Below are 17,162 nucleotides of genomic sequence, written 5' to 3'. Positions count from 1 at the left end.
ATCAATTACTAATGGATAGATTTTTAATTGTGTTTGGGATAAACCCAAACACGAAGAAAAATAAAGAAAAAGTCAGGCAACTCAATAATTTTGGTTTAATAGCTGCATAAAACTTAACGAACTATTGCTAAATGATACTGTTTAAAGTGATGCAAGTCATCAAACCAACTTCTTACTTGCTCTCTCATTAAGGATGTGTCTCTATCAGATAAACAGGTGAGATAGGATGACCAGGCATATTCGATGGGACTTTCGCAAAATCCATGATGTACCGGGTTATTGTGAATATAGATGATTACGCTTCTGAGATATTCTTTTGAGTCAATCAACTTCCTTTTAAAGGGATGCTCAAATAAGCTGCCTGTACGTTGATTCCTCTTGTTAAAAGCTTTGGAATAAGCATTAAATAGGTTAGAGAATTGTTGATTAATACGTTTTTCGATATTTAAACCTCGAAGGTTTTCAAGACCTTCGAGGTTTGATATAATTTCATCCTGCTTTTTTATCCGAACTAACAAATGAAAATGATTGCCAAGCAATACCCATGCATAGGTTTCTGCGATTGGTGAAATATACTTATCGTAAAGTCTTAAAAAATGCTCATAATTTGAATGCTCTGTGAATATAGGGCATGCATTAATACCACGATTATAGATGTGATAGTATTGCTGAGTAAGCAAAGGCATGGGAGAATGAGCCATAATGTTGTTGTTTTTAATTCTAAACCCTCAAGATTTTTAAAACCTTGAGGGTTTAACCAGTTAATTCAGTTGATTTTCGTAATCGAAAGCCATCATTTGATTGATGAGGGCTTGTTGAGCGTTGTCCATAGCATCAACCGACTCTTTTTTAGTGCGGATATACCCCGATGCTGCTAGAGATACAAATGTTTCGACACCCTTCATATCCTCTTCGATAATAGGTTCGGCGCGGTTTTCGTACTCCTCTTTTAGTTTGGCACGAATGCTACCTGCAATTCGGTTTGCATTGTCCGAAACAGATATTGCCAATGTCTCCATTAACGAGAATGTACGAGCCTGATTACTTGTAATTGTCCAGTTTACAATGGCGTGAGCAAGTGCAGGAATTAATTTTTCGCGTACAGGTTTTGGAGCAACTAAACAAGTGCCAAAAACTGTTTGGGTCTCTTTCCAACCTTCTTCACGAAGTTTAGCCTCGGTCTCTTCAGTAATTTCTGGCTCCAATTTATTTAGCGACACACAAAACAGGCGACGCATATCTATTGCCATATCTTGCACAAATAGACCTGTGGCGCGTCGTTGAGGTTTTAAATACTTACTTGTAAGACTTACCTGAGATTCTCTGTTATCAAGAAATTCCACTAATTCATCTTCTGTTAATACACGACCAGATTCATCTTTAACAACTACAATGTTATTACCTCTATCTTTTCTATCAAATGTTCCTGTTTCGACTTCTATACCTGCAAGAAGTGGATGAAGGCCTCGCATTGCTGAAATTGATAGCGGGCTTCTTCTTTTTATGACTTTTGAATCACCGCCCTTTAGAGCTTTCATCCAACCTCCAAGTAATTGGTCGGAGTTTGTTGGGTCGCAAGTTCCAAAAGCAACACCTTCACCATCAAATTCTAAGTTTTTTGTTTTTGCACTCTTCTTAACATTTGTATAAAAAGTTATTGGAGATGGAACTTCGTTTAAAGCCATAGATAGAGATTCCATTACAGAGCGTTTAATCTGTTGACCACTAGAAAAAGGCACCATACGATTATCGAATTGTGAATCACGATAAAACTTTTGTCCATCTGATACACAGAAAACTGTGTGTTCTGCTCTTTTAAGAGTTCTAATATAAATTGTGCTCATAATAATTTTTTTTTAATTGTTTGTTATTAATCTTTCTTGATAGGCATAATCAAATTTTAGTAAGACAAATAGATACCCAAATTCATCTTCTGGCATTAAATATACCTTGTCTCTTAATTCTTTAATTTTATCTGCAAGTTCAATTGGTACCATCGTTATAAATGTTGATAGTTCTTGTAAAAACTGACGTTTACTTTTTACACTTAAAAGTTTTTCTTCAATAAACTTTTTTTCTATTCTAGCCTCACTTCTATACTTAATAAAAGCTTTTGCTATATCTTCTGAATAATGAAGATTTTCTTCTTTGTTTTTTGTTATCATAGCTATTAACCAAGTTTTATATGTTCTAAATGTTACTATATTCTCGTAATCTTTATTGTTTGCATTTTCTTTGCGTATAGCATAATCATTGTCGCTTTCGTCCTTTTTTATCGATAGATTAGGCTTTGCCAACTTTAAGTTACTATCGTTACCAAAGTATTTGCGCAGGCCTTTTGGCTCTAAGGCTTGTAATCCTATTGATCCCAACTCGCAAGCATATTTTAAACCATTGTATCCAAATAAAGATTCATATTGATTAGAATCTTGCAAGGCTAAATTTTCTCCAAACAGAATTTTATAATAATCAATAAGTTTATTGGCAGAACTAAAGTGAAATGGATAAAAACCTAATGATTTATTATCTTTTGAAAAAGTGCCAACAAACCCAATTATTTGATCTTTACTTGAGTTTCTTGATATGCTAAATAATAATTTTGACCAAGGGATGGTATCAACACTAACGATCCCTGTTTTTTCATCTATCTTGAATATTCTATTTTTATGATTATTAATAATTACAAAATCATTTTCGCCTTTGTAATATTTATCATATTTGTAGGCTAACCATTGTCCATTCCAAGTATCAATCTGTTTAGTTTGATGTTTTATATTTAAATCATTTATTATTGTTCTATACACTATCCATCCTTCGTAAATATCAATAAGCAAATGTGGTTCATCAAAGTATATTGTATATGCTCCTTCAACTCCTATTCCTAGACCACTGCCAATCCAAGATAAATAGATATCATCTAAAGTGTTAGTTATGCTTAAATTTGATACTTGACCTGAAAAAACTGGAAATTCGTCCGATTCTGATGCTGGATATCCAATTACAATTGAACCATCAAAATCATTGTTTTCTTTAGATAATTCAGCTTTATTAATAAAGTCTGTTAGTTTTTTATTTCTTTCTTCTTTATTCAAAGTTTTTAAAAACTCAATCCCTTTTTTAGATAGTTTTTTCTTGTCATTTTCATAACAAAAGAGGAAATCTTCCCTGTTTTTTATATTTGTTTGGTAGAAAAGTAAAGCGTCATTATCAGTTTCAAACACCATGGTTTTCCCATCTTTTTTATATTTTGTTCTAACACCATAATTCCCTTTTGGATCAGAACTTAGCTCTTGCACAAAGGGTGAATTTGTTACCCATTGCATATACTTAGGATGATTAAAGAAATATTGAAAATACTCCTGCTCAAAAAACTCTTTGGCCGAGAGGTTTTTCTTTTCTCGTTGGTTCCACGCCTTTAAGAAAGTGCGTCCAATTGTTGCTGCTATCATAGTTAAATAGTTTTATCTATAAAAATGAATATTCGGGGTTGTAACTGCCTGCTTTAGCTTTTTCGGTTTCGAAACCCAGTTCGGCTGTGTATGCCGAATCGGGTATTATAAAAGGTCGGCTTCCACAGTTGAGCTGTCGTAATCCCTTTACTACCCAAAAGCGTGTGCTTATCTCCATTTGTATCCTTTCCTCATAGTTTTCCTGCAAATAATTTTGTTCGTCGGCTTCGCAAATGCAGCTTACACTATCAATCTCTAACAGATCTAAAAGAATTGCTTTTCGGTTATGTGTCAGCTTATCGATATTCCACTTACCAGTGTTTTTAAAAACAGAGTGACTCTCAATTTCGGTAAAATCGATATCTGGGAAAACAGCGTCAATTTTTTGTTGTAAACTAACTTCGGTTAAAACATCGGCATTTGGTAATACATTGTAACTGCGTTTTAATACATCAACATCGTATGGCAAAGCCTCTTTTTTATCGTCTGGCGGAGCAATAACATATACAGGTTTGTACTTGCCAATGGTGTCGTCATCTCGCTTTCGGTTAACACGTCCAAAACGTTGAATCATTCCATCAAGCGGAGCTGCTTCGGTAATCATTATATCAAAACTAATATCTATACTCACCTCAACCACCTGTGTTGATACCACAATACAGGCTTTGTCTGAAGTGTTAAACATATGAGTTGAATTACTATTTTCGTCTAGTCCTATAAGCTGACGCTCTTTAAGATCTCTGTCGCCACGTTTAAAACGGCTGTGAAGTAATAGTATCGGCGTATCAGGATATTTTTCTGATAATATTTTGTACTGGTCTTGTGCATTTCGAACTCGGTTGCAAACCACTAATACTTTTTTGTTATCGCTAATTGCTTCCGAAATCAGATCTTGTGCACTATTCCAATCGCTAATTTTATGGGTTGTATGTCTGTTAAATTTATCGAGCTCATTATTTTCTAACTTAACTTCAAGCACATTTTCTTTACCCAGTATGCCAATAATTTTATTGTACAAAACCGATGGCATTGTGGCTGTTCCAATGTGAATATTGCAGTTTAAGTGATGTAGAATCTCTACAATTTTCAGAACAATGGCTCTGGTTACATTGGTATATGAGTGTATCTCGTCCAGAATTACATCGCAGCCCTTTATGTCCATAAGCATTGCCTCGTAGCCGTTTGTTCCAAAAGCTATGGCTGCAATCTGATGTGGTGTAAGCACTTTAATTGATGCTCCAACATGACCTTGAATTATTTTCTCTTCGTGCGATTTACCATTTAAAACTATTGACGAAGCCGAGTGCAACAGACGGATGTCTAAATCGGGATTGTCCTTCAATAAATCGTTCTTTACCCTTTTGTACATGGCATTAATTGATGCCTGAAAAGGAAGCGTGTAGAATACTCTGCCCTTGCAGCGTCTAAAAAGATAGTCGGTTTTTCCTGCTCCTGTACATGCCACAACCATCGTGTGCTTTTTAGCAGAATCGGCGCTTATTAGAGATAATGGATATAGCTTGCTAGTACGTTTAAAGAAATCGAGATTTGGTTTATTAAATAGTCTGCCTAGGTATTCATCTGTTTTACCCGATAATGCAGATGCAAAATGGTCGGCTGCCATAAGTAATCCACGCCACTCCGAATAACCCTGTTCTTTTACTTTATCTTCGCAGTATTCAACAACTTTTGAATAATTATCCTCTGCCTCTTTAATGGTTATGTCTCGTGTTTCAACACCAAACGATTGTAGAATAGTTAATGCGTCGTCTTTCCATTTCTCCCACTCTTTTATATGTAACCCAAAAGGATTTGATTGCTGTTCTTCTAAATCTAGTAGGCCCTTATCTCTGGCATCATTAACAACCGATTTATGGTGAGCAATAACCATCTCTATTAGCTGTGGATGTATATTCTCATTAAAAAGAGATATAAAAAAGCAAGAGGCAATCTCGTGTCGGAAAGGTGTATCTGGTTTTTTGTTACTTGTTAATCGTGTCTGAAAAACTGTACTTGCTTTTCCAATATCGTGTAATATTGCACCTAATCTGGCAATATGTGGATCTAGATTAAAATGTGGTGCAATTTTTTCGGCTACCAACGCTACTAAATATAGATGCTCGTACAGAGTTGTCTGTTCGGGTAATCCTTTTGCCTTAATAAGTGTGCAGATTTGTTTCATTGTATTTTTGTTTTCCTAGGGATAAACCCTAGGTTGAATTTATTATGCCTTTCAGGCAATGTTTTTGTTTTTATCAATTCCCAAGGATAAACCTTGGGCTGAATTTATTATGCCTTTCAGGCAATGTTTTTGTTTTTATCAATTCCCAAGGATAAACCTTGGGCTGAATTAATTACGCCTTTCAGGCGGTGTTTTTATTATCATTAATACCTAGGGATAAACCCTAGGCTGAATTTATTATGCCTTTCAGGCATACATTAAGGCTGAAAGCCTTCTTTAATTCAGCCCAAGGCAACGCCTTGGGAATAGGATAAATACAACCCATGGCAACACCCTGAAAGGGCAGATTAATCGTTCCATAAATATCGCTCATCATATTCAACATTATACATTTTTAAGAACCGTATGTGCTCATCTTTAAATGTTTGTGTTTTATGATGTTCCTCCTGATTGGCAATATATTTTACAGTGCGATCGTGGACAGAAGGACTAACCGAAAAAGCCCCATAACCACCCTGCCAAGCAAAGTCTAAATAGTAATCGTCTAACGTCTTTATCCATCTGCTGCTGTGTCTTTTAATGTTCTCAACAAGCTTAGCTACTGCAATGTTTTTTGACAATACACACAAAATATGAACATGATTTTCGGTTCCATTAATTAATATGGGAATCGATTGATTACTATTAATAACAGAGCCCATATAAGCATACAAATGTTCCTTGTCGCATTGCCTAATATCTACAGATGTGTTTTTAATATGAAAAACAATATGAACATATATTTGAGATAAGGATTGACTCATTTTGCGTTATTTTTGCCGTTTAATAATTGCTTTTCACAGGTGTGCCAACCACTTTAAGGCTGCCATACATCGGTTCACTCTCTTTAAACCTATTGTATCCAACCAAAAACGATTTATTGTCTTTTTCAAAAACCAGTTCAAAACCTGCAAATAATTCTTCATCGGTATCAAATTCCTCTTTTGAAACCTTAATAATCTCTTCTGTTGGATATAGAATATCTTCGTTTCTACATAAGCAGATGTGTTGTCTGCTAGCTATTTCGGCATCTGCAAAATTCTTAAAAGCAAGAAATAGCGTTGGTTCAAGCATCACGCCACGAACAAGAATAGCATAAGGTCTAGAGTACTCCTTATTTGTTCCTCTTCCTTTCTCGTTCCATCCTCGCGGCTGTGTTTGCTCTTGTTGTTGCGAAATTTGTTTGTAGCTTAATCTATGCCCTGTTATTTTTTTAATATCGCCATCATCTTTGCCGTTATTTTGGTGTAATAATTCAGGAAATAATTTACGTTCTATTCCTGCAACAATCGAAGGCGTAAGAAATTGTTGAGAGTAAGTTTCGCTATCTCTTACTGCTGTCCATGGTTTAATAAAACCAAATGGACCTGTGTATTTTACTACATATATCTTTTCCATATGATTTATTTTAAAGCACCAAATCCAATTCCAGTACTATTTCCAATACCTACATTCCAAGCAAATTCTTTGGTTTCGGGCTTGCCTTGAATAATTATCGGGCACCAACTGGCACGAATTTTTATGATTTGACTGCCTTTTTTGTAATCGATTTTTTTAGTGCTTTTTCTGTGGTAGTTTTGATCGAAAGTTATTCTTAATGTTTTGTCTTCAGCTAAACCAGCATTTATCATTTTTGCGGTAAGTGTTTCTGCAAGAAGGTCTGGAGATTCTTTATCATCGAAATAGTAGAATTTTTTTCTGCCATTTTCCAGATTGCGCTGAATATAAATTGGACTTCCAATCTGAAAATCTGATTTTGTTGAAAATTCCGGATTCTCCTGCAAGATAATTTCACTTGCTTTCATGCCAAAAAACATTTCTGGATCGTTTTGAATTCCTGTTATTAGCAGTTTGGCTTGTTCATTATTCCAGCAACTAATAAAGAAACTGGCTCCGTTCGGGAAGTCTAATCCTTTTTTTGAAGCTTTAGCTCCCGTTAAATTAGAGAATGAGTAAAGTGAAATGGAATCGTGAAATTCGTTTTTTCCAAACCATTTGTGGATTGTACCTGTTAATAGGTGCAAATGATTAAAATCAATAGTTTGTTTTGAAGGTGTAGTTGTGATGTGTATTCTCATCTGTTTATTTTTTTTTCCAAACCTTCAAGGTTTTAAAAACCTTGAAGGTTTATCATTTAATTTATTTTTCAGCCTAATAATCCACCACCATACGGGCTTTTAGGTATCCGTTGTAGAAGGAAGAGTTGCGGCGTTTAAAAATTTTCATCAGGTTATCGAGCTGATTATCGAGCAGGTTTTTTGTTTCGTTAAAAAGTTCTTCGAGGCTTTTTGTAGCCATGCCCGATTTAATTTGGTATTCGCGCGGTTGTCCGTTCAGTTCCAGAAAGTGGTCGCAGTCGGCTTGCAGATCGGTAATTTGTTCGGCAGTAAGTCCGTAACCTGCAATTAGTACCTCTTGGTTTTCGCTGGCCGCAGTAATAATTTGTTTCACACGGCGCAAGCTGTCTTCGTTTTTCATTTTAAACAAGTCGGTAGCACTATCGCTCATTTTGTCAGCCAGTATCTGGTTATCGTTCATCAGGGCAAACACTTCAACAATGTCGTTTAAAATATCGGCCTTTTCACAGATTGTGTGTTTAAGTGTCAGTTTAATTTTCCCAATCGCCACCTGCGATTGTTCCTGCTCGTCGGCAGCATTGTCTACGGCCAGACTAATGGCATCAAGTTGGTTTTTTACTTCGCCGATTTTGGCAATGCTTTGCCAAACAGCAGAATTTGCGTTGAGATAGGATAGCGAGACATCTAACATGTGCTTGCTGTTCATTTGTCGTTGATTCATAACATTGTATAATTTAAAATTATTTATTTGTCCCCACGGATGGAAAATTCCATAAAGAGAGGAGTTAATTCGTAGTTGCGTACAGGCATTTCTTTGTTGCATTTGCCTATTTCCTTATTGTAAGCATCCATTTCTTTCGTGTAAGTACATGTTTCTTTCTTGTCAGCACCTGTTTCTTGTCTGTAAATGCTTTCCGTTTCACTGTAAGCGCTTATTTCTTTGCTGCAGGCAGGTGTTTCGTAAACTCATTTCCTCAATCACCTTTCGCAATTTCTTTCAATTTTCTCAAGCCAACCAAAACCACTCGAACTTTTCTCGCTGCATCCGGCATTCCAAATCATTTTTTGCACAGCAACAGGTGCTGTTAGTTTAAACTCAAACAAATTCCCTACTATCCTCGACTGTTCTTTGGTATCTGGTTTCATTACAAAACCGGCACGTTTAAAACCGCTTGTTTGCTTTAATGTTATTTGTTTTGAAGAAACGGATTCCTGATTCCTTGTATTATTGTATTTCTCAATCAGGTGTTTTACTGCAAAAGTTTCAAAACTTTCATCCTTAGGCGAAAGGTATTGAGGGTATTTATTATTTTCAGTTTGGCAGCTTACCACCCATGGCGTTTGTAAATGGTAGTGCATATTTTCAGTAAACTCGGGTTCGGGCAAAACTGCAGCATTAGCAACTTTAAAATCGATTCCATTAAATTTATCACCCAGATAAAATTCCTGTTGCATAAACAAGCCTTTTATAAAAGTGGAGGCCGCTTCGTTTACATCAAATGAAATTTGCAGCTTGATTTCATGAGCTGATATTTCGAAAAGTTTTTTCTCTTTCCATAGTTTTGGTTTTCCAAAATTCATTTGTGAGAAACAAAAAAGTTTGTAAAGTTTTGTTTCACTTTGGCCGTAGCCTTTCTCGTGCAAAAAAGAGGCAAAGTCTTTATCGGCTTGTTTCAGCACCTTGTAAATCCAGGCACTAATGTAATACTGGTAATCCATAGGCAACATGCGTTGCTTTGTGGTACGGTTCAATGTCAATTCAAATCTCATAGTATAAATTTATTCTACTGTTTTGTTCTGTTGTTGTGTTAGTGTGTTGTTTTGCAGTGATTTGTGTAATTTTCTCGTTGTAAGTTTAGAAAGTTAAGTAAATTTATAATAATTTCGATGTGTCAAATGTGCCAAGTTTATGAAAAGAGGAAATATGGCGTTCTGTCCCCCAGGTTTCGGCAAAAAATTCATCAGGGTTTTCTCCCTGCTTTCGTAGATGTGTAATTTGCGGGTAAAGGGTTTTCAATCCCTTTAAATCGAACCTGTCAGAGGCTAAGATCGGACAGTATTTAAATAACACCTGACAAATAATAATAAAATTGTTATATAAAATAAGAGGTTTTTATTTTTATTTGCGGGTATATTGTTAATTTAACACCTGCATTTTAAATCAGATGTTCGATGTCCAAAAAGAGAAAGAAAACAAATACTTCGCAAGTAAGAAAACGGGATAACAGTCCTCATAACAATCCTGTACTTAAAAAAAAATATTTAAAAATTTTAGAACGTATATGTTACCAGACCGATTGTGAAACTGCATTTAAACTTCTTTCAAAAGATGAAAAAAGTAATGCCTTCGGACATAGAGTTTATATAGGATCTATTAAGTTTAAGAACAAAAAGGCTGTTTCAAAAGATGCATTAGAATTCTTTACGAAGTATGTGCAGGATTTTTATGCTGACAGTATTTACAAACTGCAGCCGGATAGGGAAGTAGAACTCACCAATTTTGAAATTCTTGCAGGATTGCAATTTTTAACTTCGTTTGACAACTTGACAGGTGAAAGAAAAAATCAATTGCAGATTGCCTTTACTCCTATGCGGTTAAAATTGGGGACTTTGCAGGAAGCGATTAAGACAATTATTTTTCATTATACGATTACTGCCAATGGGACCAACATTTTTAACGATACCTTATACAATCTGAAGTTTGATTTTAAGGTGAAGGAATATCCAACACTCGGGATGCATTATTTTTCAACTTTAGAGGCTGTTCCGTGCCGTTCGGGTAATTATATCGAAAATGGTAAACTCAGGAAAGTATTTCAGTTAGGGTATTTGGATTATGGCTTTACTATGAATTGGGTGTCTGTACCTGTAAAAAGCCTTCAGGGAGTATACCGTGGTGATAAAAAGGAATTGCCGCTGTGTATTCAAAATCACGCCTATAATCGGTTGTTGGAGCGATTAAAACCTCTATCTGGTATGGATATTATCCATCAGCTTAGTTATACTTTACAAACTTCTCTTAAGATTGAAATCTACAAGGGAAATATCTTGATTCCGTATTTTCATATAAATCTAAAATGTGGTTATTTCTTAGGCGTAATTAATAAAGATAGATTGATCATTAAGACATTTTTATTTTTAACTCATCATTATACGCCCGAAGGTGATAAGCTGGAAAAAGTATTGGGTTTGAGTAAAGAAGAAATATCGTACTGGAAAATTGGCAGCCTTGAAAATTTCTTCGGTTCAAATTTGGAGACTAATCATGAAATGAGGAAAGCATTTGAGGATGCAGGAATAAGTCATTTATTTACTGTACAATCAATAGGCTGTGAAAAGGAGCAGAGAAATTACAATTGGGAAGCTTTAAACGCATACATCAATCAGGGGAAAACAGAACTATTTGATGAGGGAGCAGAAGATGAAATGCTTGAAGAATTGGTTGAGGAGGGGCTTGATGAGTAAGAAAGGAAAAAGGAAAACACCCGCTGTAAAGTACAACGAAAGTGTGGCCATAAATGTCAATTTTAATCGGATAAAACAAGTGTGCCAATTACTTGGTTGTGCCGATGCTTTATGCATACTAAGTCAGCAGGAGATAAAAGAAATTTACAGGCTTCGCATGCATTTTATGGAGCCGAAATTGATGGCAGGGCATAAGATCAGTAGAGAGAAAATGAAATACTACAAGCATTTCTGTCAGTTGTTTTGCCAGCAGGAAAAATCCGTTTTGGTAGAAGGACAAAATCCGGTTTCGGTGATTGCTATGGTGGCCGTTGAGCGGTTCATAGCATGGCACTCCTATGTTCCTGAAACAAGAGCTGCTGAAATCAAAAAGTCTTTGCATGTATTATTTAGGCATTTTGCTAAAATTGAAAACCCAATATCGGATTTGTATTGGAATTACAACAGGATACTTATTGTTTCAAATCCATTTACGACAACCATGCACACTTTCAAAACTTCATATGAATACAGAAAAGATGATGTGCATGGCTTGTATCATACTCTAAAGATATGTAGCGTTGAACCACGGGTTAGTAAAGTGAAAATAAATGGGATCAAAAGAATTGTTTATCAGATAGGCTGCCAAAGTGTAAATGATGAACCTCAATGGATCAGCATTTCGGCTGCGAAGTTATCCGGCTTATACAAAGGAGATGAGGAAGAACTTCCTGTCTGCATTCAAAATCATGCACTGATAAGATATCTAAGCCGGACTGCACCCATTGGAGAGGATGCTGCACAAAGTTACATCGGTATTAGTATGAGGAATAAAGAGCCTTTTATTTATCGTAGAAATGTATTGTTTCCGATTTGTTACAAAGATTTTAAGTTGGGGTATTTTATTGCCGGGCCGGTGGGTGACAAGCTTGTTATCAGCACTTTTCTTTTCGTGACACAGCGTGGCACTCCCGAAGGTGATAAGCTGGAAAAATTATCAGGCTTAAGCAAAGAGGAAATTACTTATTGGAACATTGCCAAACTGGAAGTGTTTGCTTCCAGCGAAATGAATCCTGAACAAGGAATTTTTACCCTTTTTAAAGAATGTGGTTTGGATTATCTTTTTGATGTGGCGAAACACATCAACAGAAACGAAAAAGACACCTATAATTGGGATGCATTTAATGAATACATGAGAAAAGGAAAAGCGCTGTTAGAAGATGATTTAGAGGAGATCGCTGATGAAGCAGACCTGTAGCAGGAAGAGATTTTAACATCTTGATGCTTTCATTCCAGATAAGAGCATTATTTTTTACAGATTTTAAAACGTAATGAGGCACAGAGCGCCGCAGCCTTGATTTTTTGTTTCTTTTGAGTTACTGATAACTAAGCTTTTCGAGCTCATAGAATACCCGTAAAATTTACGAATGAATAAAAGAACAGCCCGTCTGGCATGGGACACTTAACAATTTCAATAAAAATACAAAAACCAATCTGTCAACGTCTTTTTTCAGATCTAACAGCCTTTAAAATAAATCAACTTCTTATTGATTTATTTAAAACTATACCCGAAAAGGTATAAATCACTCCTGTAGATATTATTTTATACCCGATAAGGTATAGTTTTGTAGAATGTTGTATATTTATACCCGATAAGGTATAAATAATTAAATATCTCGCACATGTCATTATCTGTTTTCACAAAAGAGAAAAGAAAATTACTGAACCTGACTCAACAGGATTTGGCGGATAAAGCTGGAGTAGGAATACGTTTTATTCGCGACCTGGAGCAAGGCAAAGAATCTTTGCGCATGGACAAAGTCAATCAGGTCTTAAACTTGTTTGGTCAGGAGTTGGGGCCGGTTCCTGTAAGTAAAAAAATCTAAGTCATGCGAAAAGCAAAAGTTTATATGCACGATCAGTGGGCAGGCACCATCATCGAAAATGAAGAGGGATTTGTTTTTGCGTATGAGGAGGATTATCTCCAGTTGGAAAATCCGGAATCGGTGAGCCTAAGCTTGCCCGTAAGTGATAAACCATACAGGAGCACAAGTATGTTTCCTTTTTTCGATGGACTGATTCCCGAAGGGTGGTTGCTTGATATCGCAGAAAAAAACTGGAAACTGCGCGAAACCGATCGCATGGGTCTCTTACTAGCCTGTTGTAAAGATTGCATTGGTGCTGTCAGCATCATTGCTGTAACCAACAACGGATAACAGACATCTGAACTATAATGGAACCGTAATTCATCTTTTATCTCAAATCTCACATCCAATGCAAACAAACACCTGTCTATATTGCTACAAACCCTTACAGGAAGGACAAATTGATTTGCACCCTGCCTGTTGTAAAAAAATATTCAACACCAGGCTCGTGCCTCAATTGGAATATACTGAAGAGCAAATGCTGGAATTGGCTGATCAGGTCATTAAAAGTCAAATTGCAGTAACTGGAGTACAGCCAAAACTCTCTTTGGAAATTGCAAAGAATCCCGAAAATCATAAAGAAAGACGTTTTACAATTGTGGGTTTATGGGGGGGCTATATCTTAAAGCCACCAACAAAACAATTCCCGAATTTGCCTGAATTGGAAGATCTAACCATGAATTTGGCCACGCTTTCTAAAATCGAAACCGTACCTCATTCTTTAATTCGTTTGAAAAACGGCAGACTTGCCTATATCACCAAAAGAATCGATCGGGTAGAAGGCAGGAAAATTCATATGGAAGACATGTGCCAGCTCACCGAAAGACTTACAGAATTCAAATATCGGGGATCCTATGAGCAGATAGGAAAAGCAATTGCAAAATATTCTGCCAATCCAGGTTTGGATTTGGTGAATTTCTTCGAACAGGTTCTTTTCTCTTTTCTCACCGGAAATGCCGACATGCATTTAAAAAACTTTTCTTTGATTAATAATCCTGCGCTGGGGTATATTTTAACACCAGCATACGATATGCTTTCAACAGCACTGGTGATGGAAAATGATGATGAAGATCTGGCTCTAACGCTGAATGCGAAAAAGAAAAAGATAAAACGAACAGATTTCATTTCAGCCTTTAATCTGTTTGAGATTCCGAAAAAAACACAGGATAATATCTTTGCAAAATTTGAAAAAACGATCCCGTCTTGGTTTGATCTGATTGAAAGCAGTTTCCTTCCTCTCAAAATGAAAGAAGCCTATACCGCCTTGATTCAAGATCGCGCCCGTAGGTTGAATTTAAAAATTGAATAGAAAGTATGGTGTTCTCTCCCCGGGCATTGGCAAAAAGTCTGCCAGGTGTTTCTCCCCATAATAGGGATTATTTGTGCTGTTTGTTTTCCAAATGGGCTCTATGTCTTTAAAGAAGTAGTGGCACAAGCAAAAAGAATTTTCAGGTATTTACCTAACTTTAGTTTGGTGTTTTAGGAGGCAAAGCTTTTAAGCTTTGGTATTAATTTTTCGTGACTTCATCTGCATCCCATTAAATATGAGAGTTTAGTGCATGAAAAAAGCAGCTATTTATTAGCTGCTTTTTTTTTTGCGGAGAGAGAGGGATTCGAACCCCCGGTACCTTGCGGTACACATGCTTTCCAAGCATGCACAATCGGCCACTCTGTCATCCCTCCAAGCAATATCTGTTAGGATAATTGTGCGGGACAAAAGTAAAACAAAATAGCGGATTACAAAAGATATTATACGAAAAATGATTTAGAGCAGTCAATCGAATTTTACAGGTCATCAATTGTTTTTTGGAAATAGCTGTATATGTGGTTTTTATTGGGAAAAAGTACAATGATTCTGCTTCTTTTAATTTTGCAGTTGAGAGTCGGCTTTTTCTGCATCTTCAATTTGTTTCCCTTTTTCTAATTTCAATGTATATTGAACACTTTCCGGTATTTCATATTTGTAATGACTTACATATATAAGACTTACATTGCTGTGTCTGCATATTTTTTCAATAATGCGTTTGAAATTATTTTGTTGGTGAAGGTCTAATCCTTGAGTGGGTTCATCAAATATCAGTAATGGTGGATTTTTTACCAGTGCTCTGGCAAGGAGGCACAAGCGTTGAGTGCTTGCCGATACATTTTTGAATCCTTGAGTGGCAGAACTCTCAATTTCAAGAAGCCGCATCCAACGTTTAGCAATTTCAGCTTTAGCAGGATTTGATTTTCGGAAGAGACCTAAAGTGTTGTGAAATCCCGATTCAATTACCTGAAGGCACGAATTTCCATTTGGGAAATATTGAAAGAATTCAGGAGAGACGAAACCAATTTTCTTTTTAATATCCCAAATGCTTTCTCCGCTTCCTCTTTTCACACCAAAAAGAGATATGTTGTTAGCATATGCCTGAGGATTATCTGCGTTAATTAAGCTTAATAAAGTTGATTTCCCGGCACCGTTATGACCAAGTAATGCCCAACGCTCACCTTGCTTTATAGTCCAGTTCACATGATCAAGAATGGTGTGTTCACCATATTTAATCACTACATCTTTCATTTCAACAATGTTTTCGAAATTCTCTTGTTTGCTTGTTGCCAGCAGCATTTTAAGTTCCTGAGAGTCAATTTCAGAAATGGCTGAAAAACTAACTTTTTCAGGCTTAAATTCAGATCGGGTGAGACTGCTTGTAATTCTTCCTTCGCTCAGAACAGCAACATGAGTAATTGCTTCCGGAATTTCGTTGGGCGAGGTAGTCATAACAATACTAATACCTGAATCAGATATTTCAGTTATCAGATTATTAATGTCTGTTCTCATAGCAATATCGAGCCCTGTAAGCGGATTGTCCAATAGGAGCAGCGTGGGATTTTTCAGCAGCGCCTTAGCTATAAGCAGTCTTTTTGTTTCCCCATTTGATAGCTTGATAAGGTGTTTATTTTTTAAGTTTCGAAGATGTAAGCGATCCAGTACCTTATTGAGTGTCCACGTTTCGGGGGGTGCAGATGCTTCAATTTTTGAAAGATACTGCTCAACGGTTTGAGTGTCCTCCGAATCTGCAGAGTTAAAGCGTTGCTGATAATAAAAACTGGTGGTGTTGGATAAATTTGTAAAATTATGCTTTGTTGAGACCTGACTGATTAAACTCTTCCAGGTAAAAAGAATTTGATTTCCATCTCGTTTTTTTGTTTTTTCATCCAGCAATGGATGTCTGAATTCTCCTTGCGAGATATGAAATTTACCTGCAATTGTTTTTAGAAGAGCACTTTTTCCCGAACCACTTGCTCCGATTATCGCCCAGTGTTGCCCTGTTTTCACCGAAAGATTAATGTTTTCAAGAAGAATCTGATTAAGATACTGTACTCTTACATTCTCAAAAGAAATAATGGTTTGATTGGTCATAAGAAGTTTGTCCGGGCAAATTTTCTGCAAGTGGTAACTTTGGAGTCATTCAATTTTTATCGAAGTAAAGATAATTTATCTTTTTAGGATTTTAATATTGAAAGATGAAATTCAACAGGCAGTAAATTTTATCTGTTCCTTTTCCTGTTTTAAAATTTAGCACATAAAACGAAAGTTTTAAATGAATGAAACACTTTTTACTTGTGAAAAGTGTTTTTTTAGTGAGTGGATGTTTATGGGGCTCCGGCGAGTTCACGCAATAAATTATTAGCGGCCAATTTTCTTTTAAGATTCGGGTGTTTTACTCCAGATAAAATACTTCCTCTAAAGGAATTGAAACGGGGGAGTTGTCTGCATTGGTTTTCATTATATCTGCCATAAATTTCCACCATTTTTTAACAACTTCAGTTTGTCCTAAATCCTGCGAGCCTCCGTTGCTGCTTAGCTTTTGAAATGCAAATAAAGTATTTGTTTCTTCATCTATAAAAATGGAGTATTCATTTACTCCAGCCTCTTTTAGTAATTGTTTAAGCTCTGGCCACAATTCACTATGGCGTTTTTTATATTCTTCTTTCTGACCTTCGTTGAGGTGCATTTTAAAGGCTAATCGTTTCATTTTTTATGGAGTTTTGTATTTGGAAATTA

Annotated in this window: 17 protein-coding genes and 1 tRNA gene; 5 read left to right on the top strand and 13 right to left on the bottom strand. The window is 36.1% G+C overall.

Translation table 11 applies throughout. The features are described 5' to 3' along the window. Positions 1–113: 113 nt before the first annotated feature. From BZG01_RS06970 to cas6 (BZG01_RS06930), 10 genes are all read right to left on the bottom strand, one after another. Positions 114–701: a hypothetical protein gene (locus BZG01_RS06970; protein ID WP_218973038.1), complete on the bottom strand. Its 588-nt coding sequence runs from the start codon at positions 699–701 to the stop codon at positions 114–116. 60 nt (positions 702–761) lie between these two features. After that, on the bottom strand, positions 762–1,844 hold the full coding sequence (locus BZG01_RS06965) for a CRISPR-associated protein Cas7 (protein ID WP_101309092.1): 1,083 nt from the start codon (positions 1,842–1,844) through the stop codon (positions 762–764). A gap of 12 nt (positions 1,845–1,856) precedes the next feature. Next, positions 1,857–3,449 (bottom strand): hypothetical protein, encoded by a 1,593-nt coding sequence (locus BZG01_RS06960; protein ID WP_101309091.1) that lies wholly within the window; start codon positions 3,447–3,449, stop codon positions 1,857–1,859. A gap of 16 nt (positions 3,450–3,465) precedes the next feature. Beyond that, positions 3,466–5,631: a CRISPR-associated helicase/endonuclease Cas3 gene (locus BZG01_RS06955; protein WP_101309090.1), complete on the bottom strand. Its 2,166-nt coding sequence runs from the start codon at positions 5,629–5,631 to the stop codon at positions 3,466–3,468. Between the two features lie 223 nt (positions 5,632–5,854). Beyond that, positions 5,855–6,004, bottom strand: coding sequence for a hypothetical protein (locus tag BZG01_RS21780; protein WP_218973037.1), 150 nt, complete (start codon positions 6,002–6,004; stop codon positions 5,855–5,857). Further along, positions 5,979–6,434 (bottom strand): transposase, encoded by a 456-nt coding sequence (locus BZG01_RS06950; protein WP_101309089.1) that lies wholly within the window; start codon positions 6,432–6,434, stop codon positions 5,979–5,981. The genes BZG01_RS21780 and BZG01_RS06950 overlap by 26 nt, the downstream gene beginning before the upstream one ends. A 19-nt stretch (positions 6,435–6,453) precedes the next feature. Further along, complete coding sequence (locus BZG01_RS06945) at positions 6,454–7,068, bottom strand: hypothetical protein (RefSeq protein WP_101309088.1); 615 nt, start codon at positions 7,066–7,068, stop codon at positions 6,454–6,456. A 5-nt stretch (positions 7,069–7,073) separates the two neighbouring features. After that, on the bottom strand, positions 7,074–7,748 hold the full coding sequence (cas6, locus tag BZG01_RS06940) for a CRISPR-associated endoribonuclease Cas6 (protein WP_101309087.1): 675 nt from the start codon (positions 7,746–7,748) through the stop codon (positions 7,074–7,076). Positions 7,749–7,821: 73 nt separating this feature from the next. Next, positions 7,822–8,469, bottom strand: a complete 648-nt coding sequence (locus BZG01_RS06935; RefSeq protein WP_143470849.1) for a hypothetical protein — start codon at positions 8,467–8,469, stop codon at positions 7,822–7,824. A gap of 257 nt (positions 8,470–8,726) precedes the next feature. Next, positions 8,727–9,518: a CRISPR-associated endoribonuclease Cas6 gene (cas6, locus tag BZG01_RS06930; RefSeq protein WP_245870297.1), complete on the bottom strand. Its 792-nt coding sequence runs from the start codon at positions 9,516–9,518 to the stop codon at positions 8,727–8,729. Between the two features lie 402 nt (positions 9,519–9,920). Between cas6 (BZG01_RS06930) and BZG01_RS06925 the strand changes: the two genes are divergently transcribed. The 5 genes from BZG01_RS06925 (at position 9,921) to BZG01_RS06905 (ending at position 14,426) form a co-directional block, all read left to right on the top strand. Then, the gene (locus BZG01_RS06925; protein ID WP_101309085.1) at positions 9,921–11,213 is read left to right on the top strand and encodes a hypothetical protein; all 1,293 of its coding nucleotides are present in this window, start codon (positions 9,921–9,923) and stop codon (positions 11,211–11,213) included. Next, entirely contained in the window at positions 11,206–12,450 is a 1,245-nt protein-coding gene (locus tag BZG01_RS06920; RefSeq protein WP_101309084.1) for a hypothetical protein, read from the top strand. Before BZG01_RS06925 ends, BZG01_RS06920 begins: the two co-directional genes overlap by 8 nt. A 424-nt stretch (positions 12,451–12,874) precedes the next feature. Beyond that, positions 12,875–13,078, top strand: coding sequence for a helix-turn-helix transcriptional regulator (locus BZG01_RS06915; RefSeq protein ID WP_101309083.1), 204 nt, complete (start codon positions 12,875–12,877; stop codon positions 13,076–13,078). 3 nt (positions 13,079–13,081) lie between these two features. After that, positions 13,082–13,408 (top strand): HipA N-terminal domain-containing protein, encoded by a 327-nt coding sequence (locus BZG01_RS06910; RefSeq protein ID WP_101309082.1) that lies wholly within the window; start codon positions 13,082–13,084, stop codon positions 13,406–13,408. Positions 13,409–13,466: 58 nt separating this feature from the next. Continuing rightward, positions 13,467–14,426 carry a HipA domain-containing protein gene (locus BZG01_RS06905; RefSeq protein WP_101309081.1) on the top strand — a complete coding sequence of 320 codons (960 nt, stop codon included), beginning with the start codon at positions 13,467–13,469 and terminating at the stop codon, positions 14,424–14,426. 289 nt (positions 14,427–14,715) lie between these two features. Here BZG01_RS06905 and BZG01_RS06900 read toward each other — a convergent pair. The 3 genes from BZG01_RS06900 to rhaM all read right to left on the bottom strand — a co-directional run bounded on the left by BZG01_RS06900 (position 14,716) and on the right by rhaM (position 17,133). Further along, positions 14,716–14,800: transfer RNA gene (locus tag BZG01_RS06900), tRNA-Ser, on the bottom strand. A gap of 181 nt (positions 14,801–14,981) precedes the next feature. Further along, on the bottom strand, positions 14,982–16,547 hold the full coding sequence (locus BZG01_RS06895; RefSeq protein ID WP_218973036.1) for an ATP-binding cassette domain-containing protein: 1,566 nt from the start codon (positions 16,545–16,547) through the stop codon (positions 14,982–14,984). Positions 16,548–16,818: 271 nt separating this feature from the next. After that, the gene (rhaM, locus tag BZG01_RS06890; protein WP_101309079.1) at positions 16,819–17,133 is read right to left on the bottom strand and encodes an L-rhamnose mutarotase; all 315 of its coding nucleotides are present in this window, start codon (positions 17,131–17,133) and stop codon (positions 16,819–16,821) included. Positions 17,134–17,162: the final 29 nt, after the last annotated feature.

Origin of the sequence: Labilibaculum manganireducens, assembly GCF_002843385.1 — a bacterium.
In the GTDB taxonomy this organism is placed as follows: Bacteria; Bacteroidota; Bacteroidia; order Bacteroidales; family Marinifilaceae; genus Labilibaculum; species Labilibaculum manganireducens.
The sequence above is the reverse complement of the archived record's forward strand: the minus strand, read 5'-3'. Positions and strand labels throughout refer to the sequence as shown.